The sequence below is a fragment of the Streptomyces sp. NPDC041135 genome (assembly GCF_055592085.1).
The window spans coordinates 171,548-193,758 of sequence record NZ_JBVIYZ010000008.1; the positions used below are offsets into that span (position 1 = coordinate 171,548).

Sequence of the window (22,211 nt, forward strand, 5' to 3'; positions counted from 1 at the left end):
CCCCACCCCTACAACCTGAGGGGGACTCCGCTTCGGGACCTGCGGCCGATCCGCGCGACGGGGCCCGCTCCTAGCGTGGAGCCATGACCACTGCCGTCCGCCCCCGTGCCTCGGCCGACCCCGCGCCAGCGGGACAGCCGGCGGGCCAGACCCTCCCCCGCCCCCGGAGCGGCGAGGCCTGCCTGTACCCGTCGTTCGCCTCGTACGTCCGGGCCCGCCAGCCGGTCCTGCTGCGCACCGCGCGATCGCTGACCGCCAACCCCAGCGACGCCGAGGACCTGCTGCAGACCGCGCTCGCCAAGACCTACGTCGCGTGGGAGCGGATCGAGGACCACCGGGCGCTCGACGGCTATGTGCGCCGGGCGCTGCTGAACACCCGGACCTCGCAGTGGCGCAGGCGCCGCGTCGACGAGTTCGTCTGCGACGAGCTGCCCGAGCCGCCGGAGTCCGCGCCCGGCGGCTACGACCCGGCGGAGCGGCAGGCGCTGCACGACGCGATGTGGCGGGCGATCATGAAGCTGCCCGCCCGGCAGCGGGCGATGGTCGTCCTGCGCTATTACGAGGATCTCAGCGAGGCCCAGACCGCCGAGGTGCTCGGGGTGTCGGTGGGCACGGTGAAGTCGGCGGTGTCCCGGGCCCTCGGCAAGCTGCGCGAGGACCCCGAACTGGGCCCGACGCGCTGAGCCGACCCGGCGGCGCGGTGGCCCCATGACCCGGCGGGCGTCCCGGTGACCCCGTGGCCGAGCGGGTCCGTACCCCATGGCCGGGTGGGGCCGTACCCCGTGGCCGAGCGGAGCCGTACCCCGTGGCCGGGCGGGTCCGTCCCGGTGCCGGCCGCGAGACCGTGACCTACCACCTAGTGACATACCAAGTGGTATGTGAGCAGAATCAGCGCAGCCCTTACCACCGCGTAGGCAACGCCGCCCCGGGAGGACGCCGTGCTGAGCACCATGCAGGACGTACCGCTGACCGTCACCCGCATCCTGGAACACGGGATGCGCGTGCACGGACGGTCCCAGATCACCACCTGGACCGGTGAGGGCGAGCCGCAGCGCCGCTCCTTCGCCGAGGCGGGAGCACGGGCGGTACAGCTGGCGAACGCCCTCCGCGACGAACTGGGGGTGCGCCGGGACGACCGCGTCGCCACCCTGATGTGGAACAACGCCGAGCACGTGGAGGCGTACTTCGCGGTGCCCGCCATGGGCGCGGTGCTGCACACGCTCAACCTGCGGCTGCCCGCCGAGCAGCTGGTGTGGATCGTCAACCACGCCGCCGACCGCGTGATCGTCGTCAACGGCTCGCTGATCCCGCTGCTCGCCCCGCTGCTGCCCAAGCTGCCCACGGTCGAGCACGTCGTCGTCTCCGGCCCCGGCGACCGCTCCCCGCTGGACGGGGCGACGGCGCGGGTCCACGAGTACGAGGAGCTGATCGCCGGCCGGCCCACCACGTACGACTGGCCCGAGCTGGACGAACGCCAGGCCGCCGCCATGTGTTACACCTCCGGCACCACCGGCGACCCCAAGGGCGTCACCTACAGCCACCGTTCCATCTACCTGCACTCCATGCAGGTGAACATGACCCAGTCGATGGGCCTGACCGACCGGGACACCTCGCTCGTCGTGGTCCCCCAGTTCCACGTCAACGCCTGGGGCCTGCCGCACGCCACTTTCATGACCGGCGTGAACATGCTGATGCCGGACCGCTTCCTCCAGCCGGCCCCGCTCGCCGAGATGATCGAGTCGCAGCGGCCGACGCACGCCGCGGCCGTGCCCACCATCTGGCAGGGCCTGCTGGCCGAACTCACCGCCCGCCCCCGGGACGTGGGGTCCCTCACCCAGGTCACCATCGGCGGCTCGGCCTGCCCGCCCTCCCTCATGGAGGCGTTCGACCGGCTCGGCATGCGCGTCTGCCACGCCTGGGGCATGACGGAGACCTCACCGCTGGGCACGGTGGCCCGTCCGCCGGCCCACGCGGCCGGCGCCGAGGAGGAGATGGCCTACCGCCTCACCCAGGGCCGCTTCCCGGCCGGCGTCGAGGCCCGCCTCACCGGCCCAGGCGGCGAACGCCTGCCCTGGGACGGTGAGTCGGCGGGCGAGCTGGAGGTGCGCGGCCCCTGGATCGCCGGCGCCTACTACAACGGCCCCGACGCCGAACCCCTGCGCCCCGCCGACAAGTTCAGTGAGGACGGCTGGCTGAAGACCGGGGACGTCGGCACCATCTGCCCCGACGGCTACCTCACCCTCACCGACCGCGCCAAGGACGTCATCAAGTCCGGCGGCGAGTGGATCTCCTCGGTCGACCTGGAGAACGCGCTGATGGCCCACCCGGACGTCGCCGAGGCCGCCGTGGTCGCCGTCCCCGACGCCAGGTGGGGCGAGCGCCCGCTGGCCACGGTCGTCCTCAGGCCGGGCGCCAGCACCGACTTCGAGGCCCTGCGCGCCTTCCTCGCCGCGGAGGGCCGGATCGCCAAGTGGCAGCTCCCCGAGCGCTGGACGGTCATCGAGTCGGTGCCGAAGACCAGCGTGGGCAAGTTCGACAAGAAGGTCCTGCGCAGGCGCTACGCGGACGGCTCCCTGGACGTCACCGAACTCTGACCCGCACACCGCACACCGCGCACCGAGCACGGGGCACCGAGCACGGGGCACCGGCAGGCGCGGGCGGCAGGGCCGACGGGGGGCCGGACCTCCACGGTCGGCCCTGCGGCCCGTGTCGGGCTCATTCCGGCCGCCCCGCGTCGGTCACCCCACCCGGGTCACTCCCCGGTGGGTCAGTTGGTGCCGATCCGCGCCAGCAGGTCCACGATCCGGCCCTGCACCTCCGTGCTGGTGGACCGCTCGGCGAGGAACAGCACCGTCTCCCCGGAGGCCAGCCTGGGCAGGTCGGCCGGGTCGACGGCGGCGGTGTAGACGACGAGCGGGGTGCGGTTGAGCTGCCCGTTCGCCCGCAGCCAGTCCACGATCCCGGCCCGGCGGCGGTGCACCTGGAGCAGGTCCATCACCACCAGGTTGGGCCGGAACTGCCCGGCGAGGGCCACCGCGTCGTCGTCGCTCGCGGCCCGCGCCACCTGCATGCCGCGCCGCTCCAGCGTCGCCGTCAGCGCCAGCGCGATCTCCGCGTGCTCCTCGATCAGCAGCACCCGCGGCGGATGCTGCTCGCTGTCGCGCGGCGCCAGCGCCTTCAGCAGGACGGCGGGGTCGGCGCCGTACGCCGCCTCGCGCGTCGCCTGCCCGAGCCCGGCCGTCACCAGCACCGGCACCTCGGCGGCCACCGCCGCCTGCCGCAGCGACTGCAGGGCGGTACGGGTGATCGGCCCCGTCAGCGGGTCCACGAACAGGGCGGCGGGGAAGGCCGCGATCTGCGCGTCGACCTCTTCGCGCGAGTGCACGATGACGGGCCGGTAGCCCCGGTCGCTCAGCGCCTGCTGGGTGGTCACGTCCGGCGCGGGCCACACCAGCAGCCGGCGCGGGTTGTCCAGCGGCTCGGGGGGCAGCTCGTCGTCCAGTGGCTGCGGATGCGGGGTGTCCGCCACCTCGACGGCCCCGCCCGGACCGTCCAGCGGCTCGGGCCCCTCGGCGGCGTTCTCGTCCGGTGCGCCTATGGCGTACGACCGTCCGGCCCCCTCGGTGGCCGGGGCGAGCCTGGCCTGCCCGGCGAGCGACGGCTGTCCCGGCATCGGGGCGGCAGCGGGCTGTTCGGCCGTCGGATGCGGCCTGGCGCCCTGCTCCGGCTGCGGCTCCGGGCGGGCCGCCGGGTCGGGCGGCGTGCCCAGCTTGCGGCGGCGGCCGGAACCGTTCGGCGCGTGCGGCGGCGGCGTGGCCGTGGGCTGCTGCACCTGGGCGGCCTGGCGGGCGAACGGCACGCCCTGCCCCAGCGTCCGCACGCTGAACGCCCGCCCCTGGGTGGAGTCCGGGTCGACGGGAGCGCCCGCCGCGGCCTCGGCGGGCAGCGGCTGCGCGGCACGCGGCGCCCGCGCGGCGGCGTGCTCCGGCGGCAGCGGCGTACCGGCCGCGGGCGTACCGGCACCACCCGGGGCTACGGCGGCGGGGGCCACCGGGGTTCCGGCGGCGGGGGTCCGGTCGGTACCGGGCCACTGGTGCGGCACGGCGGCGCCCGGCTGGGCCGCGCCCGGCTGAGCCGCGGAGGCCTGGGCCGCCGGTGCGGGGAGGGGCTGCGCGGGCAGCGGCTGCGCGGCGGCCGGTGCGGTGACCGGCTGATCGGGAGCGACCGGGGCGGCCTGACCTGCGGTGCCCTGAGCCGGTACGGCGGCGGGCGGCAGCGTATGCCCGGCGGGGACCTGCGGAGCCGGGGCCTGCGGGACGCCGCCCTGGCCGGGGGCGGCCTGGACGGGTGCCCCGGGTACCGCGGGCGTCCCGGGGGCCTCGGCCGGCTGGGCCACGGCCCGTCGGCGCCGGCCCGTGGGGGCGGTGGTGGGATGCGGCTGGGGCGGGGTGTGGTCGTCGGCCTGGTCGAGCGGCACGGCGTCGTGCCGGCCGTCGTCCTCCGCACCGGCCGCAGGGGCGGGCACCTGAACCGGACCGGGGGCCGCCGCACCCGGCACCTGCGCCTGGCCGGGCACCTGCGCCTGGCCGGGCGCCTGAGCCTGGCCGGGAACCTGGGCCTGCGCCGGAACCTGGGCCTGGGCCTGCACCGGAATCGGGGCCTGGGCCTGCACCGGAATCGGGGCCTGGGCCTGCATTGGAATCTGGGCCTGGGCCTGCGCCGGAATCTGGCCCTGGATCTGCCCCGGAACCTGGGGCTGCCCCGCCACCTGCGCCGGACCGGCAGCCGGAACCTGACCGGGCAGCTGAACCGGACCCGGACCCTGCGCCGCACCCTGCGCCGGACCTGCGACCGGAACCTGCGCCGAACCGACCTGCCCCGGCACCCGAGGGACCGCAGCCCCGGCCCCAGTCGCAGCTCCGGTCGGAGCGCCAACCGCGTCCGCCGCTCCGGGAACCCGGTCCGCCTCGGCGGGCGGCAGGGCGAAGACCTGGCGGGCGCCGCCGCCCGCCTCCGCCGCGGCGGCCCGCTCGGCGGCCGCGGCCAGCGCACGCCGGCGCCGTCCGGTCGGCTCCCCGCCCTCGGCCGTCTCGACGGCGTCCGCGGCGTCGGTCCGCGGTCCCGCCTCCGGTGCCTGCGCGGGCGGCAGGGCGTTCTGCGGCGCGCCGGTCTCCCGCCGGGCCCGCCGGCCCGTGGGCACGGGCACGCCCTGCGGCGGAACGGTGCCGCCGAGCCCGTTGCCCGAGGCGGCCGCGCCCGCCGCGTGCTCGGCCGCGGTCACCACGGCACCCTCGGTCGTCGAACCACGTCGCCGGCCGGTCCCGCCCGAGCCGTCACCCGGGCCCTGCGCGTCCATCTGTTCCAGTTCCCCGGCCGGCTCCCCGGCCGCCGCGCGCCTGCGCCGCCGCCCGGTGGGCACGGACGCGTCCGCCTCCCCGGCGACCTGCGGCAGCGCGAGCATCGCGCTCCCGGGGTTCCCGGCGCCTTCGGCGCCGTCCAGGAAGGCGTCCGTGGAGGACCGCCGGGCCCGCCGCCGCCCGCCGGCGCCCGCGTCGGGAGCACCGTCCACGGCGGCCGTCCGGTCGTCGGCCGCCGGGCCCTCGCCCGCCCGGGCGTCGGGCACCTGGTCCGCCGCGACCGCACCCGCCCCGCCGCCGATCGGCACCTCGAGCACGTACGCGCTGCCGCTCATGCCCGGCACCTCGTGCGTCTGGAGCACACCGCCGTGCGCCCGCACGATCCCGCGCACGATCGGCTCGTGCACCGGATCGCCCCCGGCGTACGGCCCGCGCACCTCGATGCGTACCACCTCGCCGCGCTGCGCGGCCGCCACCACGACCGTATTGTCCAGGTAACCGCCCGCCGAGACGGGCGAGTTGCCGGTGGCGTCGACACCGGCGACGTCGGCGACGAGGTGCGCCAGCGCGGTCGCGAGGCGCTGCGGGTCGACCTCGGCCTCGATGGGCGGCGCGTGCACGGCGAACTGGATGCGTCCCGGGCCGACGAGTTCGACGGCCCCGTCGACACCGGCGGCGACGACCGCGTCGAGCATGACCTTGGTCCGGGTGACGTCCTCCAGGCCCGCGTCGAGCCGCTGGTAGCCGAGGACGTTGTCGATGAGCTGCGTGATGCGCGAGTAACCGGCCGACAGGTGGTGCAGGACCTGGTTGGCCTCGGGCCACAGCTGTCCGGCGTCGTCCGCGGCGAGGGCGGCCAGCTCCCGGCGCAGCTCGTCGAGCGGACCGCGCAGCGAGCGCCCGAGCAGGGTCAGCAGCTGCTCGTGCCGCCCGGCCAGCGCCTCGTACCGGTCCTTCTCCCGCTCGCCGAGCGCGGCGTAGCGCTCCTCGCCGGCCGCCAGCTGCTCCTCGTGCCGCTCGCGCTCCTCCTCGAGCTGGGCGACGTGCTCCTGGCGCAGCGCGGTGAGGTCGGAGGCGTGCTCCTCGGAGAGCCGCTCCAGTTCGTCGGCGTGCGCCTTCTCCAGGGCCTCCTTCTCCTGGACGACCGAGTCGTACGGGCGCCGGTCGGTGAAGGTCATCACGGCGCCGACGAGCTGGTCGCCGTCGCGCACGGGCGCGGTGGTCAGGTCGACCGGCACCCTCTTGTCGCCCTTGGACCACAGCACCTGGTTGCGCACCCGGTGCTTGCGTCCGGAGCGCAGGGTGTCGGCGAGGGGCGACTCGTCGTACGGGAAGGGCGAACCGTCCGCGCGCGAGTGCAGCACCAGGTTGTGCAGCTCCTTGCCGCCGAGTTCACCGGCCCGGAATCCCAGTATCTGGGCGGCGGCCGGGTTGACCAGGACGATGCGTCCGTCGGTGTCGGTGCCCACGACGCCTTCCGAGGCGGCGCGCAGGATCATCTCGGTCTGCCGCTGCGAACGGGCCAGTTCGGCCTCGGTGTCGACGGTGCCGGTCAGGTCCCGTACGACGAGCATGAGCAGCTCGTCGCCGCTGTAGCCGTAACCGTCGTAGGCCTGCTGGCCGTTCTCCAGGTTCGCACTGGTGACCTCGACCGGGAACTCGGTGCCGTCGGTGCGCCGGGCGACCATCCGGGTGGGCTTGGTGCGCCCGCGCGGGTCCATGTGGTCGGGCCGCCGCATGGACCCCGGGATCAGCCGGGAGTCGAACTCGGGCAGCAGATCGAGCAGCCCGCGCCCGACGAGCGCGGTGCCCGGGGCCTCGAACGCCTCCAGGGCGATGGTGTTGGCGTTGACGACCGTGCCGTTTGCGTTGACCAGGACCAACGCGTCGGGCAGCGCGTCCAGTATGGCTGCGAGGCGAGCAGCGCCTCGGGATGGCCTGCTGCTCACGCGACGCTTCCTCCCTGTTACCGCACCTTGCCGACCGCTCGGGCCATATTGCCAACCGGCCCGCGACGTGTCACGCGAGGGAGTCTAAGGGCACGGGTTGCGCTCGCGACGCGGATGAGAGGGAGGTCGCACGACGAAGTGACGACAAACCCCGGACCACCTGCTCGGCTTCGCGAGTCCTTCGCGGGACTTTTACGAAACCGGGGATTCCGCCATGAAACGCCTGTGCGAGCCGTCCCCCCTGGCGTCGCCCCTCGCGCCGATCGCCGGCAGCAGGGGCACCAGGCGGTCCCAGCGGGCGATCTCGCACCCGTTGCTCCGGTCGTAGACGGCGTCGACCGGGCGGCCGGCCCAGACACCGGTGACGTGGGCGGTGGCCGGGCCGCCGTAGCGCAGGGTGCAGGCGCTGCCGGGGGCGGTGGGCGCGAAGGTGTCCCGGCCCCAGCGGGTGTTGCGGTCGAGGGCCCGGCAGGCGCCGCCCACGTCCGGGTGGCTGCCCGCGCCCGGGTGGCAGCCCACCTCGTACCGCCCGTCCCGGCCGGGGCCGGCGTGCCGGACGACGACGGTCAGCCGATCACCGGACGGCAGACCGGGCCGGTCCTCGGCCCGCACGGGCGGCGGGGCGGACAGGCGGGCCGGTACGGCCCCGAAGGCGGGGACGGCGGGAACGGTGGGAACGGCGGGAGCCGCGGAGGCGGACGGGAGGGCGGCGCAGAGCGAGGCGAGGGCGGCGGCGGAGGCCGCGGCGGCTCGGGAGATGACCAGCAGCATGCCCTGTCCAACGCGTCCGGGCTCCGGACGGTGCGCCGACGCACGGGCGCCGGGAACGGCTTTGCCCTGCGGGGCGACTGCCTAGTACCGTAGGGGGCGATTGGTGACACCACGCTTGGCTGTGTCATCATCTGCACGCACCACTCGCGGGCTCGCGTGGTGGTTGTGCTGGAGGCGTCGCCTAGTCCGGTCTATGGCGCCGCACTGCTAATGCGGTTTGGGTCTTAAAGCCCATCGAGGGTTCAAATCCCTCCGCCTCCGCACTGATCGTCGAAGCCCCGGTCCCAGCGACCGGGGCTTCGGCGTTTCGTACCCCCGTCGCACGGTGTTTGCGCAGCTCACAAGGGGTGCGGGGAACGGATTTCACATGGCGGCGGCAGTCATGTAATGTTCTTCCTGTCGCCGCGAGCGGGCCGGAAGGGCCGGGAGCGAAGACGAAAAACTCAACAAGCACTCGTAGCTTAACGGATAGAGCATCTGACTACGGATCAGAAGGTTGCAGGTTCGAATCCTGCCGAGTGCACAAAGAAACACCAGGTCAAGGCCCTGATTCTCCCAGGTGGAGGTCAGGGCTTTTGCGTTGGTGTCTCACAGAATCCATGTGTCACCGTACGTGGCTGACCAGTTACAGATCAGCCGAGTGGTTCGCAATCGTCGACCACGACGCGGCCGGATGCCTTGCCGGCGGCCAGGGTGCGGGTGATCTCGACACGGATGGCGCCCTGCTCCAGGTCGACGTCCATTCAGCGCAGGCCGACGGTCCGTCTGGGCTTGGTTCGTCTCAGATGCTGTAGAAGGCCCGGTTCGACTCGTACACCTGGTCCGCCGCGGTCGCCAGCAGATCGTCGCTGGAGCCCCTGTCGCACGTGGCGCCCAGATCCACCTCGAACTCTTGATCGCGCTTGTCGAGGGAGTTCGGTCGCCCTCGGTGCTGCTGGACAGACGCGTCAGGGCGAGCGCAACGTCCGTCGCACTGCACTGATGAGGTTCTGAGCGTCAACGCCGTACACGGCGGACTCCCGGAGCGTGTTCCAGACCCGCAGGTAGGTGGCCACGCTCTCGGCGTCGTCCAGCCACAGCTCCGCATGCCAGTCCTCGGTGATCACGAGCCTGTCGTCCAGGATCCAGAAACCGTTGGCTGTCGGGATCTTGAGCGAGGCACCGAGCGGAATGATCCCCAGCTCCACGGTGTCCATGCCGACGATGCCCGCGAGTCGATCGAGTTGGCCGGCGAGGACAGACGGAGGACAGATCAGGGCGTGTAGGGCCGCCTCCCACACCAGGGCGTGGAACTTCCGTCCTGCCTCGTACAACCACTCCTGGCGCCGCATGCGAGCGCGGACGGCAGCATCTGTGTCGCGGACCGAGCCCTGGAGGTCTGCATACCGCAGGAAGATGTGCCGTGCGTAGTCGGCAGTCTGCAGCATGCCAGGGACGACAGACTCCTCCCAGGCGTGGATGACTTGGGACCGCCCGACCTCAAGATTCCAACTGTCCTGCACGGGCCGGTGCCCGGCGGCCAGTTGCCGGCGCCAGGAGCGGATGTGGGACTCGAAGCCCTTGAGTCGGGCGTCCAGTTCATCGAAGACGTCCGGCAGGCCGACGCCTCCGGCCCAGGCCCGCAGGTCTTCGCTGGTGGCGGTCTGCTGGCCGTTCTCAAGCTTGTAGATCTTGGAGTGCGGCCAGCCGAGTCGCTGAGCCAGTTGCGTGCCGGTGAGCCGTCCTCCCGGGGCCGACAGCCGGATTTCCCTCAAGCGCAGCCCGAGGGCCTCCCTGGCCTGCTGGAAGTCTGTGCTCACTGATTCCGCTCGCTAGCGGTCGGCGGCGAGAAGCGCCGCGAACTCGTCGTACCGGACTGACCCGTGCACCGCGGCGTCACGGACCTGGCAGTACCGCAAGACCTCGGCAGGCTCCGTGATGATCTCGACGTCATGGAAGGCGTCCTCGTCGTCGAAGCGCAGCACGGCCACCAGCCGACTGTCGAAGATCCAGAAGTCCTCCGCGGGCAGCCGGAGCCGCTCCGCGTCCTCGCGCCACAGGTTCCGCACGTCCTCACCCGTCGCCGCGTTGCACTTCGCATAGTCGAGCAGGAACAGCTGTCCCTCGGTCGGCGGGTCGTCGACGACGCGCACTCGTCCCACGTACTTGCCGCCGGCCGTCTGCCGGCGGATGTTGGCGCACCACTCGCTGTCAAGGTCGTACGGGGCCGTGCCGGTGGAGAGGAACTCCGCGTACCCAGGATCCTCCCGGTCTGATGCGTAGCCCCGCCGTGACTCCAGGTGCCAAGCCGAGTGCTCGAAGGTCTCGAAGAGCCGCCCGAACTCCTCCAGACCGATCAGCTTGGGCACGCGGGTGAACTCCTTGGGCCCGTGGTTGACGAGGAGTTCACGTGGCACGATCACTGCGGCATCGCCGGGGCCGAAGTGCTGGAGCTGGGCGATGTCCTCGGGGTCGGTGAGCGGCGCCCCTTGAACGAGGATCTCACCGGAGTCGAGATCCTCGTGAACGGCGGGGCAGCCACCGTTTTTGCTGTCGGTGCCGTTGAAGCGCAGTCGTCGTGCCACGGTCGCCTCCCATGGTGTGGGGCCCTGTCGCCAAACAGCTTCACCGGCGCTGATGTGCCCGCACCACAGCGTGCACCCCCTCGCGTGAGACCACACGAGAACATTCAGCCAGGCTGAGAGAACATACGAGAACATCGCATAGCAACGAGTAACTCCCCGTCCTTACCGTCCTGTCCATGGCCACAGCACGCGACGATGTCGAAGCCTTCGCAGCCATGGAGTCCCTGCGAGCGGCTCTCGATCAGGCACGCGTCGTGCTGCCATCGCTCGGAGTCGATGCCGGCTCGCCCGCTCTTGAGCTCGTGGAACTGGGGCGTGTACGCGCCGACGTGGCCATGCGACTGGCAGAGGCGCTCCGACACGGCGGCGACGAGTGAGCGGCGCGGGTGGGCCCGGCGAGGACGGTGGTCTCTCGCCTCGGATGACCACGCCCGTTCCAGCCAGATCACCCAGTAGCTCTCGCTGGGACGGGATCCGCAAGGCGCACGCACCGCGCGTCCAGGCCTGGACAGGCTGGCAGACGGGGCGGGCTCGAACCGGTACGGCACGACCTGTCTCCAAAGGAGTAGTCCATGACCGTTACGCTCGACCGACCTACGAGCACCCGCACACGGGACCCGAAGGAACTCCTCAACGCCGTCCAGCCCCACATCAAGCACCTGACGATCAACGTGCTGGACACCGGCATGACCCTCTGGGACCGCGAGGTCGCCCTGCTGCTGCGTGACCACACGATGGTTCGCGACATGGCCGAACGCATCCTCGGCAACGCCGTCATGTACACCATCGGCTGCATGCAGCACCCCGAGGTCCACCTGGGCGTCGGCAAGCTCATCGACATCGGCGTTCACCAGCTCATCCTCGACACACCGGTGTGGTGGGCCCTCTGCGACGTGTACAACGAGGGCCGCTACAAGCACCACGCCCCGTTCATCGAGCGCCGCCGCGACGGTCTGTGCCTGCGCACGGCGGACTTTCTGAAGTCCATCGGCTTCGGCGTCGACGAGGAACTGTGGGCGATCGACGGTACGGACTGCTCGCCGTGCGACAACAAGGTCCCCGACAGCCACTGAACGGCCCTACGCCGGCCCCTGTCCTCGGTCCTCCGGAGGACAGGGGCCGGCCCTGGTGAAGAGGAATCGCCTTGCCCGCACAACACGACATCGCCGCCGAGACGGAGCTGTGGGACACCTTCGCCGCGTCCGCCTTCAATGACGACGCGGAGCCAAGCTTCTGCTGGACCCAGTACGCCGGTCACGGACCGGGTCCGGAACTACTCGGCGATCCGCGCTCCGTTCTGGAGATCGGCTGCGGCACCGGTCGCGCCCTCGCCCACCTCGCTCAACACGGCATCACGGCTCGGGGCGTGGACCTGTCTCCCGTCATGGTTAAGAAGACCACCACGAAGTGGGCCGGCACCGGCGCGGAGTTCGTGTGCTCCGAGGTCCTGGAGTACCTGGGCGAGCACGAGGACACGTACGACGCCGTCTACTCGATCTTCGGAGCCGCCTGGTTCACTGACCCGAGCCGCCTCTTCCCTCTTGTCCGTCAGCGGCTCACCTCCGGTGGTGTCTTCGTCTTCTCGCAGCCTCCCGCCATCCCTGGCGCTTACGGGCCCCAGGGCATGTACAAGGGAGGCTTCGCCGGCAAGGCGATGTTCACCTACCGCTACAGCTACCGTCCGGCCGTGTGGGAGCGCCTGCTCACCCGGGCCGGCTTCGCCACGGCCAGCGCGCAGATCCTCGACGCACCGCAGGCTGGGCATATCGGAACGCTACTGGTCCGCGCCGTGACCCCATGACGATGTTCCCCAGTCGTGGATGGGCCCGATTCCGCGAGCTTCACCGCCCGTCTGGCCGGAGGCCGGCTCGCGATCTCGGACGAGTCCACGGAGCTGCGGTTCGTCAGGCCGGAGGAGATCGATCAGCTGCCGATGCACCACACACAGCGGCTCCGGATCCGTCACTTCCTGGAACACCGTGAGCGGCCCCACCTCGGCTGATCGCGCCCGCGACCCCCGCTTCAGGATGGCTGCCCGTTGCTTCCCTCGAACCGCTGGGCGCCCTACGCGCTGATGGGGAGTGCTCTCGCCCGCTCGCGCGCCCTGGCCCGCAGCTCCTTGAGGGAGCCGTGGAAGGCGTTGTGGCGGTTCTGATCGAGGTTCAGTGGCAGGTCGAGCCGGGAGATGAGTTCCGACTCCAAGGTCCACGGTTCATGGTGCTCCAGCCAGCACACTCGCGCGTTGTCGGCCATCCACTGGCTGAGGACGTCTTCTCCGGCCTTGCCGAAGGTCAGGCGGGTCCCGCTGCCGACACGGCGTAGCTCCAGGCCGAGGAGGCAGCCGAGGGTGAGCCGAAGCGTGGATCCGGCCGCGTTGCCCCGATAGTGATAACGCACGCGTTTCCGCAGATTCTGCGTGCTGGTCCGGTTGGCCATGTGGCGCGGGGCTATACCGACGTAGAGCAGTCGTCCGGAGGCCACTTCGGGGTGGGGCGACTCACTGAAATGCCACCCGTAGACCCCGGCCGCAGCCGGCACCGGACTCGGACTCGCCAGGACCTCTCGCGCCGACCACAGTCGATCAGGGCAGACGAGGGCAGTAGCGTCCACAGAGCCTCCGACGTTGGCATGCGCATTACGGTGCAGACTACTGGGAGGCCCATGCCGCCCACGGGTGGGAGGCACGTGCCGGAGCGGGGCGATACCGCCGGCGTCGGCCGAGACACCTCCTCGCTCCACCCGAGAGCTGAGTACTCCTACTCATGCGGACGCCTCGCCCGGGCGAGCAAGGTTGCGGGTATGGACCTGCCCGCTGCACCGCCGGCCTTCGACGCGACCACCGGCCCGCGGCAGCGCCGCCGTGCCGACCGGGGTGCCGACATCGGAGCCGGATGCGGTCTGGTGTTCCTGGAGCTGATCGCCCTGGCGGCCGTCTTCGGGCGCTGGCTGCTGTCCGCGTTCAACCTGGACCCGGCCAGGACGGTCGTCGTCGACTCGTTGTGGGCGTACCTGGCTGCCGCCGGCATAGTGGGAGTCGTCGCCGTCGCGGCTGCCGTGATCGCCGCGCGGGCCGGGGCCGTGGTGACGGTGGTCGCCCAGGGCGTCATGGCGGTGCTGATCTGTGCCCTCGTGTTCTGCGGGGCCGCGGCGCAGTCCCATCAGGATCGGCTGTGCCGTGACATGCCGTCGGCGTCCGGCTGCCCGGCCGGCCACTAGGAGCCGGCGTCAGCAGTCCTCGTCCGGGTCGTTGCGGTTGAGCTTCTCCAGGTACTCGTGGGCCAGGGCGGTCGCGCGGGTGAACCAGTCGGTGAGGCTCGCCAGCTCGTCGGGGGAGTAGTCGGCGAACAGGACCATGAGGCGCCGGTAGTGGCCCCCGTAGACCGCCTCGACGCGGGTGACCGCGTCCGGTACGGCGGCCACCCGGACGCGGCGCCGGTCCGCGGGGTCCGGGCGGCGGGTGACGTAACCGGCGCGCTCCAGGCGGTTGAGGATGCCGGTCACCGCGCCGGTGGTGACGTGCGCGCGGGTGGCCAGGTCGCCGGCCGTGAGCAGATCCTCCCCGGCTTCCAGGACGAAGCCGAAACACGTCAGGTCCGTGACGTTCAGGCCCAGCCGCCGGGCCAGTTCCTGCTGGCCGATCAGGTGCGCGGCGATGAGGTGGTCCATCGCCGACAGGGCCTCGACGGGAGTGGCGGCCGGTCGCGGCGTGCCGTGCATTTCACTGTTCCCTTAGCTTGTGAGACATTGAGGTTGTAAATTGCTTACGCGGTGAGGGAAGTGGGGCTCCCCCACGCGAGTCTTTCCGCTGCCCGGGAGAGGGAGGCGTCCATGAGCGCGCATCTGCACGACGAGGGTCACACAATCGCCGGCTGGACGGGGGCCGGCATTGCGATCGCCGGGACCGCCGTACTGGGTCTCGGGGTGTGCACGGTCTCCGTCCCGGTGCTGGTCACCGGGGCGGCGATCACCGTCCTGAGCGTCCTGGTCACGTGGGCGCTGCACCTCACCGGCTGGGGCAAGCCGTCCGGGCCGCGGCCCCGGGAGCAGTGGGCCATGCGGGTACGGGACAACGGGGCCCGCGCGGGCCACGCCGGCTGCGTCGGCTGCCGGATGGCGGGACGGGGCCGGCGTCCGCGGGGCGGGGAGCGGACCGCGCCCGCCGCCGTCGGCCCGCAGCCGGAGCCGCGGGACGTGGCGGAGCCGGAGCCCGTGGCGGTCGCGGCCGGGAGCTGAACCCCGGGCGGCGCCCGACTCCTCGGCGCGGCGCGTTGTCAGTGCCCCCTCCTACCCTCGTCGGTGATGCCACAGCTATGGACGTGCTCGGGGGTGCGCTGGTCGCCGGAAGGGCCCGCGCTGGTGTGGAACGGCGCGGGCGGCCGCCGGGAGAGCGCGCTGCCGTGGGGGAAACGGGTGGCCTTCCAGGTCGCCGAGGGGACCGTACGGCGCTGCGTGGGAGCGCGCGGTCACGCCTGTCCGCGCGCTGTCGCGGTCCCGGCGCGGGGGACGAGCGCCCGGTGCGAGGAGTGCGCGCGGCTGGAGCGGGCGCACTCCGTCGCCGCCGACACCTTCACGGACGACCCACGGCCCTACCACGTGTATCTGGCGTGGTTCGGGCCCGGCATGGTCAAGGTCGGGATCACGGCCGTCGAGCGCGGCCCGGCGCGGCTGCTGGAACAGGGTGCCGTCTGCTTCAGCTGGCTGGGCGCGGGCCCGCTGATGGCCGCCCGGCGCACCGAGGAGGTGCTGCGCGCCGCCCTGGGCGTGCCGGACCGCGTCCCGTACGCGGCCAAGCGGGCGGTGCGTTCGGCGCTGCCGGGGACGCCGGACGAGCGCGCGGCCGAGGTGCGGGAGCTGCACGCACGGGCCGCGGCGCTCGCGGGGTGGCCGGAGACCCTGGCGCGCGAGCCGTGCCGGCCGGTGGACCTGGCCGGGGCCTTCGGGCTGGCGGGGCTGCGGCCGGCCGGTGCGGAGGTGACCGGCCTGGTCGCGGGCGGGACGCTCAGCGGTGAGCTGCTGGCGGCCGCCGGACCCGATCTGCATCTGGCGGCCGGCGGACCCGGTGCCGTGATCCTCGACACCCGGCTGATGAGCGGCTGGGAACTGGCCCCCCTGCCGGGCAGTGCCGGCGACGACCGGTGCACCCTGCCCCTGCGCGGGCTCGCGGCACCCGAACCGGACGGCCAGGACGGCCTGTTCTGACGGCCGCAGCCCGCGGCCGGCCCACCGCCGGACGCCGGCGGGGCGGCCGCCCGGAGCGCTTCCCAGGCGTTTCCTGAGAGGCGCCTGTGCGTTTCTCAGCGAAATCACAGATTGTGGAAAGGGCGTTCTCAGAGGACCCCGACATGGTGTCCACCATGACCACGACCTCGCCCCAGGGGCGCACCGAACTGCTGAGGCCGGACGGGAGCCCCGTCCGCGTGCTGGTGGTGGACGACGAGTTGTCGATCACCGAACTGCTGAGCATGGCCCTTCGTTACGAGGGCTGGCAGATCCGCAGTGCGGGCGACGGGCAGGGCGCCATCCAGGCGGCCCGTGAGTTCCGCCCCGACGCGGTCGTCCTGGACATGATGCTGCCGGACATGGACGGTCTCGCCGTGCTGGGCCGGCTGCGGCGCGAGCTGCCCGAGGTGCCCGTTCTCTTCCTGACCGCCAAGGACGCGGTCGAGGACCGGATCGCCGGGCTCACCGCCGGCGGCGACGACTACGTCACCAAGCCCTTCAGCCTGGAGGAGGTCGTGGCGCGGCTGCGCGGGCTGATCCGGCGCTCCGGCGCGGCCGACCGGCGCTCCGACTCCGTGCTGGTCGTCGGCGACCTGACCCTCGACGAGGACAGCCACGAGGTGTCGCGGGGCGGGGACAACATCCACCTCACGGCGACCGAGTTCGAGCTGCTGAGGTTCCTTATGCGCAACCCGCGGCGCGTGCTCAGCAAGGCGCAGATCCTGGACCGGGTGTGGTCCTACGACTTCGGCGGCCAGGCCAACGTGGTCGAGCTGTACATCTCGTACCTGCGCAGGAAGATCGACGCCGGGCGGGAGCCGATGATCCACACCCGGCGTGGGGCCGGCTACCTGATCAAGCCCGCCACGTCATGAGCGGGCGACGGCGGCCGCGTACGCGGAAGCGGCGGGCACGGCAGCCGCGGACCCTGCGGACCCGGCTCGTCGTCGCCTCGGTGATGCTGATCGCCGTGGTCTGCTCGGTGATCGGCGCCGTGACCACGGTGGCCCTGCGCTCGCACCTGTTCGAGCAGCTGGACGGGCAGCTGGGCGAGGCGGTCGCGCGCGCGTCCGGCTCGTTCGGGCCGCCCGGTCCCGATCCGACGGGCGGCGCCGCCGATCCCGGTGGCGGGAAGTTCAAGATCCACCCGATGGTCCTCGACCAGTTCGTCACCAAGGCTCCGCAGCCCCAGGGTTCGGTCGCGGCCAAGGTGACCAAGGGTGTGATCACCGAGGCCCGGCGCGGCGAGAAGTCCACCAGCGACTACGAGATGGACCCCAAGCCGCTCACCAAGGCGCAGACCGCCGCCCTGGCCGCCGTCCCCCGCGACGGCCGCCCGCACACCGTCGGCCTCTCCGGACTGGGCGGCTACCGGGCCGAGTTCCGCACCGGCGAGAACGGCAGCTACTACGTCGCCGTACCGACCTCGGACGTCGACAACACCATCAACACGCTGCTCCTGGTCGAGGCGAGCGTCACCGTGGCGGCGCTGATCGCCGCCTCCCTGGCGGGCACCGTCATCGTCAGCCTCGCCACCCGGCCGCTGCGCAAGGTCGCCGCCACCGCCACCCGCGTCTCCGAACTGCCCCTGCACACCGGCGAGGTGAACCTCAGCGAGCGGGTGCCGGAGGCCGAGTGCGACCCGCACACCGAGGTCGGCCAGGTCGGCGCCGCGCTCAACCGCATGCTCAACCACGTGCACGGCGCCCTGCACGCCCGCCAGCAGAGCGAGACGCGGGTACGGCAGTTCGTCGCCGACGCCAGCCATGAGCTGCGCACCCCGCTGGCCTCGATCCGCGGCTACGCGGAGCTGACCCGGCGCGGCCGTGAGCAGGTGGGCCCCGACACCCGGCACGCCCTGGGCCGGATCGAGTCCGAGGCCGGGCGGATGACCCTGCTCGTGGAGGACCTGCTGCTGCTCGCCCGGCTGGACGCGGGCCGCCCGCTCCGGTTCGAGCACACCGACCTCGTACCGCTGGTCGTGGACACCGTCAGCGACGCCCGGGCGGCCGGCCGGGACCACAACTGGCGGCTCGACCTGCCCGAGGAGCCCGCCGTCGTCTCCGCCGACGCGGCCCGCCTCCAGCAGGTGCTGGTCAACCTGCTGGCCAACGCCCGTACGCACACACCGCCCGGGACGACCGTCACCGCGCGCGTGCAGCGGCGCGGACCGTGGACGTGCGTGGACGTCGAGGACGACGGCCCGGGCATCCCGCCCGAACTGCTGCCGCGCGTCTTCGAGCGGTTCGCGCGCGGCGACTCGGCGCGCTCGCGCGCCACCGGCTCGACCGGGCTCGGCCTCGCCATCGTGCAGGCCGTCGCGACCGCGCACGGCGGTGCCGTGACCGTGGACAGCGTGCCCGGCCGCACCGTGTTCACGGTCCATCTGCCGGCGATCGCCCCGGACGCGGCGCTCCCCGCGCCCCGCACGGACGACGCGGCGCTCCCGGCCCCCGGGCCGGACCGGGCCTGGGACTCACAGCCGCAGCACAGTGCCACCATATGGGTGCGACAGGGCAGTTGACGAAAGTCGGTGCCATGCGAACCGACTCTTCTCCCGGCACCCTGCCGGCGCGGGAGCACCTCCCGGCCGGACACGCCGGTACGCCTGTCCTGGACGTAGTGATCCCCGTCTACAACGAGGAGAAGGACCTCCAGCCCTGTGTGCTCAGGCTGCACGAGCACCTCACCCGCACCTTCCCGTACGCCTTCCGCATCACCGTCGCGGACAACGCCTCCACGGACAGCACCCCGCGGGTGGCCGCGCGGCTGGCCCGGGAGATCCCGGAGGTCGCCACCTTCCGGCTGGAACAGAAGGGCCGGGGGCGTGCCCTGCGGACCGTGTGGTCGGCGTCGGACGCCCCGGTCCTGGCGTACATGGACGTCGACCTGTCCACCGACCTCAACGCGCTGCTGCCGCTGGTGGCGCCGCTGATCTCCGGCCACTCCGACCTGGCGATCGGCTCCCGGCTGGCCCGCAGCTCCCGCGTCGTGCGGGGCCCGAAGCGGGAGTTCATCAGCCGGGCCTACAACCTCATCCTGCGCGGCTCGCTCCAGGCCCGCTTCTCGGACGCGCAGTGCGGCTTCAAGGCGATCCGGCGCGACGTCGCCCAGGTGCTGCTGCCGCTGGTGGAGGACACCGGCTGGTTCTTCGACACCGAGCTGCTGGTGCTCGCCGAGCGGGCGGGCCTGCGCATCCACGAGGTGCCGGTCGACTGGGTCGACGACCCGGACTCGACCGTGCACATCGTGCGGACGGCGACCGACGACCTCAAGGGCGTGTGGCGCATCGGCAGGGCGCTGACCAGCGGTTCGCTGCCGCTGGACCGGCTGGCCCGGCCGTTCGGCGACGACCCGCGCGACCGCGAGATCCAGGACGTGCCCCGGGGCCTGGCCCGGCAGCTGGTCGGGTTCTGCGTGGTCGGCGCCCTGTCCACCCTCTTCTACCTGCTGCTCTACAGCGCCTTCCGGCAGTTCGCCGGCTCCCAGCTCGCCAACGCGCTCGCCCTGCTGGTGTCGGCGGTCGCCAACACGGCGGCCAACCGGCGCCTGACCTTCGGCGTGCGCGGCCGGGGCGGCGCCGTCCGGCACCAGGCGCAGGGCCTGGTCGTGTTCGGCATCGGGCTGGCCCTCACCAGCGGTTCGCTCGCCGCCCTGAGCGCGGCCACCGACGACGCGGCCCACTCCACCGAGCTGGCCGTCCTCATCGCCGCCAACCTCGCCGCGACCGTGCTGCGGTTCCTGCTCTTCCGCGCCTGGGTGTTCCCCGACCGCGTCGACCCGGACCACGCCACGCCCGACCCGGGGCGGCCCGGCCCGTTCGCGCTCCCGCGGCAGTCCCGCGGCCCGTACGCCGGTGTCCGGCAGCACGCCGCCTCACCCGGCACCCCGCACGACACGACGGCGTACGACACGACGGCGTACGACACGACCCCGTACGGCACGACGACGCACGACATGACGGCCTGCGACACGACGACCGAGGTCCGCGCCGGTGACGCCGCGGACGGCACCTGGAGGGACGCGACGATGCGGCTGCAGCCGGTCCGCTCCCACGACACCGACCCGGGGGACCTCCGATGAGCACCCACACCGACCGCACACCCGCCGCGGGAGCTCCCGGCCCCTCCGGCTGGGGCCCGCCCGAGGCCGCCGCTCCCCCGGCCCCGCCAACGGCCGTCGCGCCGACCGGGCCGACCGCGTCTACCGGGCCGACCGGGCCGACCGGGCCGGGTGAACCGGGGCAGCGGCGGCCCCTCGTCCACCGCCTGTGGCGCGGCCGCCCCGAGGACCCCCGCTGGGCCCGCCCGGGCCTCCTCGGCCTGCTGGCCCTCACCCTGGTCACCTACCTGTACGGCCTCAGCGCCTCCGGGTACGCCAACTCCTTCTACTCGGCGGCCGTCCAGGCGGGCAGCACGTCCTGGAAGGCGTTCTTCTTCGGCTCGCTGGATGCGGGCAACGCCATCACCGTCGACAAGCCCTCGGCGTTCCTGTGGCCGATGGAGCTGTCGGTGCGGGTCTTCGGCCTGAACTCGTGGGCGATCCTGACCCCCCAGGTTCTCATGGGCGTCGCCACGGTAGCCGTCGTGTACGCCTCCGTCCGGCGCAGGTTCAGCCCCGCGGCCGGTCTGATCGCGGGTGCGGTGCTGGCGCTCACCCCGGTCGCGGCGCTGATGTTCCGGTTCAACAACCCGGACGCGCTGCTGGCCCTGCTGTCGTCGCTGGCCTGCTACTTCGTCCTCCGTGCCGTGGAGGACGGGCGGACCCGGTGGCTGGTGTGGGCGGGCGCGGCGATCGGCGTCGCGTTCCTCGCCAAGACGCTCCAGGCGTTCCTGATCCTGCCGCCGCTGGCGATCGTGTACGCGGTGTGCGGGCCGGTGCGGCCGCTCAGGCGGCTGGCGCAGCTGGGTCTGGCGACGGCCGCGCTGGTGGTCTCCGGCGGCTGGTGGGTGGCGGTGGTCGAGCTGTGGCCGGCCTCCTCGCGCCCCTACATCGGCGGTTCCCAGAACAACAGCTTCCTGGAGCTGACCTTCGGCTACAACGGCCTGGGCCGCATCAGCGGCGACGAGACCGGCAGCGTGGGCGGCGGGGGCGGCACCGGTACCGGCCGCTGGGGCGCCACCGGCTGGAACCGGATGTTCAACTCCGAGATCGGCAGCCAGGTCTCCTGGCTGATCCCGGCCGCGCTGCTGCTGCTCGCCGCCGGCCTGTGGGCGACCCGGAGGGCCCGGCGGACCTCCGTCACGCGGGCCTCGTTCCTGGTGTGGGGCGGCTCGCTGCTGACGACCATGGCCGTCTTCAGCTACATGGCGGGCATCTTCCACCAGTACTACACCGTCGCCCTCGCGCCCTACATCGCCGCCGTGACCGGCATGGGCGCGGGCCTGCTCTGGGAGCGGCGCCGCGACATCCGGTCCTCGGTCACGCTGGCCGCCTCCGTCGTGGCCGCCTCGGCCTGGGGTTACGTGCTGCTCAACCGCGTCCCCGACTACCTGCCCTGGCTGAGGTGGCTGGTGCTCGTGGGCGGCCTGCTCGCCGCGCTCGGGCTCGTCTTCGCCGGCCGGCTCTCCCGGCGGCTGGCCCTCGGTGCCGCGGCGGCGGGCCTGCTGGCGGCGCTCGCCGGTCCGACGGCGTACACCCTGTCCACCGTGGGCTCCGCGCACACCGGTTCCATCCCGACGGCCGGTCCGGCCGGTGCCATGGGATTCGGCGGGGGCGGCCCCGGCGGCGGTGTGCGCGGCGGCTTCGGCGGCGGCATGCCTGGCCAGACCCCGCGGAACGGCACCGGAGGCTTCCCCGGCGCCACCGGCGGCACCGGCGCCTTCCCCGGCGGGGGCATGCCGGGCCAGGGCGGGCCGAACGGCACCGGCGGCACCCAGAGCCCGCCGAACGGCACCGGCGTGCCCGGCGGCCGGGCGGGCGAGGGCGGCCGGGCGGGCGGCGCCGGCGGTCTGCTGAACGGCGCCACGGTCACCGCCCAGGCCAAGAAGCTGCTCCAGGCGGACGCGGACCGCTACACCTGGGCCGCCGCCTCCATCGGCTCGCAGAACGCCGCGAGCTACCAGCTCGCCACCGGGCGGCCGGTCATGGCGATCGGCGGCTTCAACGGCACCGACCCCGCCCCGACCCTGGCCCAGTTCCAGAAGTGGGTGGCGGACGGCCGGGTCCACTACTTCATCTCCGGCGGCGGCATGGGCGGCATGGGCGGCAGCTCCGACGGCACGTCGTCCCGGATCACCTCCTGGGTGGAGAGCACCTTCAAGAAGGTGACGGTCGGTTCGGCCACCTTCTACGACCTGACCCAGCGCACCGGCTGACGGCCCCGACCGGGCGGAGGCGGTGGCCCACGG

At 73.0% G+C, this 22,211-nt stretch carries 18 protein-coding genes, 2 tRNA genes and 1 pseudogene; 15 read left to right on the forward strand and 6 right to left on the reverse strand.

The features are described from left to right. Positions 1-83: 83 nt before the first annotated feature. The gene (locus ACZ6CZ_RS20600) at positions 84-683 is read left to right on the forward strand and encodes a SigE family RNA polymerase sigma factor (protein ID WP_469023011.1); all 600 of its coding nucleotides are present in this window, start codon (positions 84-86) and stop codon (positions 681-683) included. Between the two features lie 255 nt (positions 684-938). Further along, positions 939-2,594 (forward strand): long-chain fatty acid--CoA ligase, encoded by a 1,656-nt coding sequence (locus tag ACZ6CZ_RS20605; RefSeq protein ID WP_469023014.1) that lies wholly within the window; start codon positions 939-941, stop codon positions 2,592-2,594. A gap of 173 nt (positions 2,595-2,767) precedes the next feature. Here ACZ6CZ_RS20605 and ACZ6CZ_RS20610 read toward each other — a convergent pair whose 3' ends face one another. Next, on the reverse strand, positions 2,768-7,306 hold the full coding sequence (locus ACZ6CZ_RS20610; RefSeq protein WP_469023016.1) for a hybrid sensor histidine kinase/response regulator: 4,539 nt from the start codon (positions 7,304-7,306) through the stop codon (positions 2,768-2,770). Positions 7,307-7,498: 192 nt separating this feature from the next. Continuing rightward, positions 7,499-8,077 carry an SSI family serine proteinase inhibitor gene (locus ACZ6CZ_RS20615; protein ID WP_469023019.1) on the reverse strand — a complete coding sequence of 193 codons (579 nt, stop codon included), beginning with the start codon at positions 8,075-8,077 and terminating at the stop codon, positions 7,499-7,501. A gap of 170 nt (positions 8,078-8,247) precedes the next feature. Here ACZ6CZ_RS20615 and ACZ6CZ_RS20620 point away from each other — a divergent pair. Next, positions 8,248-8,338 (forward strand) — tRNA-Ser (locus tag ACZ6CZ_RS20620). 189 nt (positions 8,339-8,527) lie between these two features. Beyond that, positions 8,528-8,600 (forward strand) — tRNA-Arg (locus ACZ6CZ_RS20625). A gap of 424 nt (positions 8,601-9,024) precedes the next feature. Here the strand turns inward: ACZ6CZ_RS20625 and ACZ6CZ_RS20630 are convergent. Further along, complete coding sequence (locus tag ACZ6CZ_RS20630) at positions 9,025-9,876, reverse strand: helix-turn-helix domain-containing protein (RefSeq protein WP_469023022.1); 852 nt, start codon at positions 9,874-9,876, stop codon at positions 9,025-9,027. A 12-nt stretch (positions 9,877-9,888) separates the two neighbouring features. Beyond that, complete coding sequence (locus ACZ6CZ_RS20635; RefSeq protein WP_469023025.1) at positions 9,889-10,641, reverse strand: DUF6879 family protein; 753 nt, start codon at positions 10,639-10,641, stop codon at positions 9,889-9,891. Between the two features lie 176 nt (positions 10,642-10,817). On the opposite strand from ACZ6CZ_RS20635, the gene ACZ6CZ_RS20640 reads away from it, so the two are divergent. From ACZ6CZ_RS20640 to ACZ6CZ_RS20655, 4 genes and pseudogenes are all read left to right on the forward strand, one after another. Continuing rightward, a complete protein-coding gene (locus ACZ6CZ_RS20640; RefSeq protein WP_469023028.1) occupies positions 10,818-11,018 on the forward strand; it encodes a hypothetical protein in 201 nt (66 codons plus the stop codon). A 195-nt stretch (positions 11,019-11,213) separates the two neighbouring features. Then, positions 11,214-11,714, forward strand: coding sequence for a hypothetical protein (locus ACZ6CZ_RS20645; protein WP_469023030.1), 501 nt, complete (start codon positions 11,214-11,216; stop codon positions 11,712-11,714). 71 nt (positions 11,715-11,785) lie between these two features. Next, complete coding sequence (locus ACZ6CZ_RS20650) at positions 11,786-12,442, forward strand: class I SAM-dependent methyltransferase (RefSeq protein ID WP_469023032.1); 657 nt, start codon at positions 11,786-11,788, stop codon at positions 12,440-12,442. Between the two features lie 39 nt (positions 12,443-12,481). Continuing rightward, a pseudogene (locus ACZ6CZ_RS20655) lies at positions 12,482-12,643 on the forward strand (DNA mismatch repair protein MutT); the annotation flags it as partial. Positions 12,644-12,705: 62 nt separating this feature from the next. On the opposite strand, the gene ACZ6CZ_RS20660 reads toward ACZ6CZ_RS20655, so the two are convergent. Beyond that, the gene (locus tag ACZ6CZ_RS20660; protein ID WP_469023035.1) at positions 12,706-13,380 is read right to left on the reverse strand and encodes a GIY-YIG nuclease family protein; all 675 of its coding nucleotides are present in this window, start codon (positions 13,378-13,380) and stop codon (positions 12,706-12,708) included. 60 nt (positions 13,381-13,440) lie between these two features. Between ACZ6CZ_RS20660 and ACZ6CZ_RS20665 the strand changes: the two genes are divergently transcribed. Beyond that, a complete protein-coding gene (locus ACZ6CZ_RS20665) occupies positions 13,441-13,857 on the forward strand; it encodes a DUF6234 family protein (protein ID WP_469023037.1) in 417 nt (138 codons plus the stop codon). Positions 13,858-13,866: 9 nt separating this feature from the next. Here ACZ6CZ_RS20665 and ACZ6CZ_RS20670 read toward each other — a convergent pair whose 3' ends face one another. Beyond that, positions 13,867-14,358, reverse strand: a complete 492-nt coding sequence (locus ACZ6CZ_RS20670; RefSeq protein WP_469023042.1) for a MarR family winged helix-turn-helix transcriptional regulator — start codon at positions 14,356-14,358, stop codon at positions 13,867-13,869. Between the two features lie 111 nt (positions 14,359-14,469). On the opposite strand from ACZ6CZ_RS20670, the gene ACZ6CZ_RS20675 reads away from it, so the two are divergent. From ACZ6CZ_RS20675 to ACZ6CZ_RS20700, 6 genes are all read left to right on the forward strand, one after another. Further along, positions 14,470-14,874 carry an HGxxPAAW family protein gene (locus tag ACZ6CZ_RS20675; protein ID WP_469023045.1) on the forward strand — a complete coding sequence of 135 codons (405 nt, stop codon included), beginning with the start codon at positions 14,470-14,472 and terminating at the stop codon, positions 14,872-14,874. Between the two features lie 66 nt (positions 14,875-14,940). Continuing rightward, positions 14,941-15,840, forward strand: a complete 900-nt coding sequence (locus tag ACZ6CZ_RS20680; protein WP_469023048.1) for a DUF2797 domain-containing protein — start codon at positions 14,941-14,943, stop codon at positions 15,838-15,840. A gap of 155 nt (positions 15,841-15,995) precedes the next feature. Next, positions 15,996-16,736 (forward strand): response regulator transcription factor, encoded by a 741-nt coding sequence (locus ACZ6CZ_RS20685; RefSeq protein WP_469023052.1) that lies wholly within the window; start codon positions 15,996-15,998, stop codon positions 16,734-16,736. Next, positions 16,733-18,385, forward strand: coding sequence for an ATP-binding protein (locus ACZ6CZ_RS20690; protein ID WP_469023054.1), 1,653 nt, complete (start codon positions 16,733-16,735; stop codon positions 18,383-18,385). The genes ACZ6CZ_RS20685 and ACZ6CZ_RS20690 overlap by 4 nt, the downstream gene beginning before the upstream one ends. A 14-nt stretch (positions 18,386-18,399) precedes the next feature. Continuing rightward, entirely contained in the window at positions 18,400-19,944 is a 1,545-nt protein-coding gene (locus ACZ6CZ_RS20695; protein WP_469023057.1) for a bifunctional glycosyltransferase family 2/GtrA family protein, read from the forward strand. Continuing rightward, positions 19,941-22,178 carry a glycosyltransferase family 39 protein gene (locus ACZ6CZ_RS20700; RefSeq protein ID WP_469023060.1) on the forward strand — a complete coding sequence of 746 codons (2,238 nt, stop codon included), beginning with the start codon at positions 19,941-19,943 and terminating at the stop codon, positions 22,176-22,178. Before ACZ6CZ_RS20695 ends, ACZ6CZ_RS20700 begins: the two co-directional genes overlap by 4 nt. The last annotated feature ends 33 nt before the right edge of the window (positions 22,179-22,211 follow it).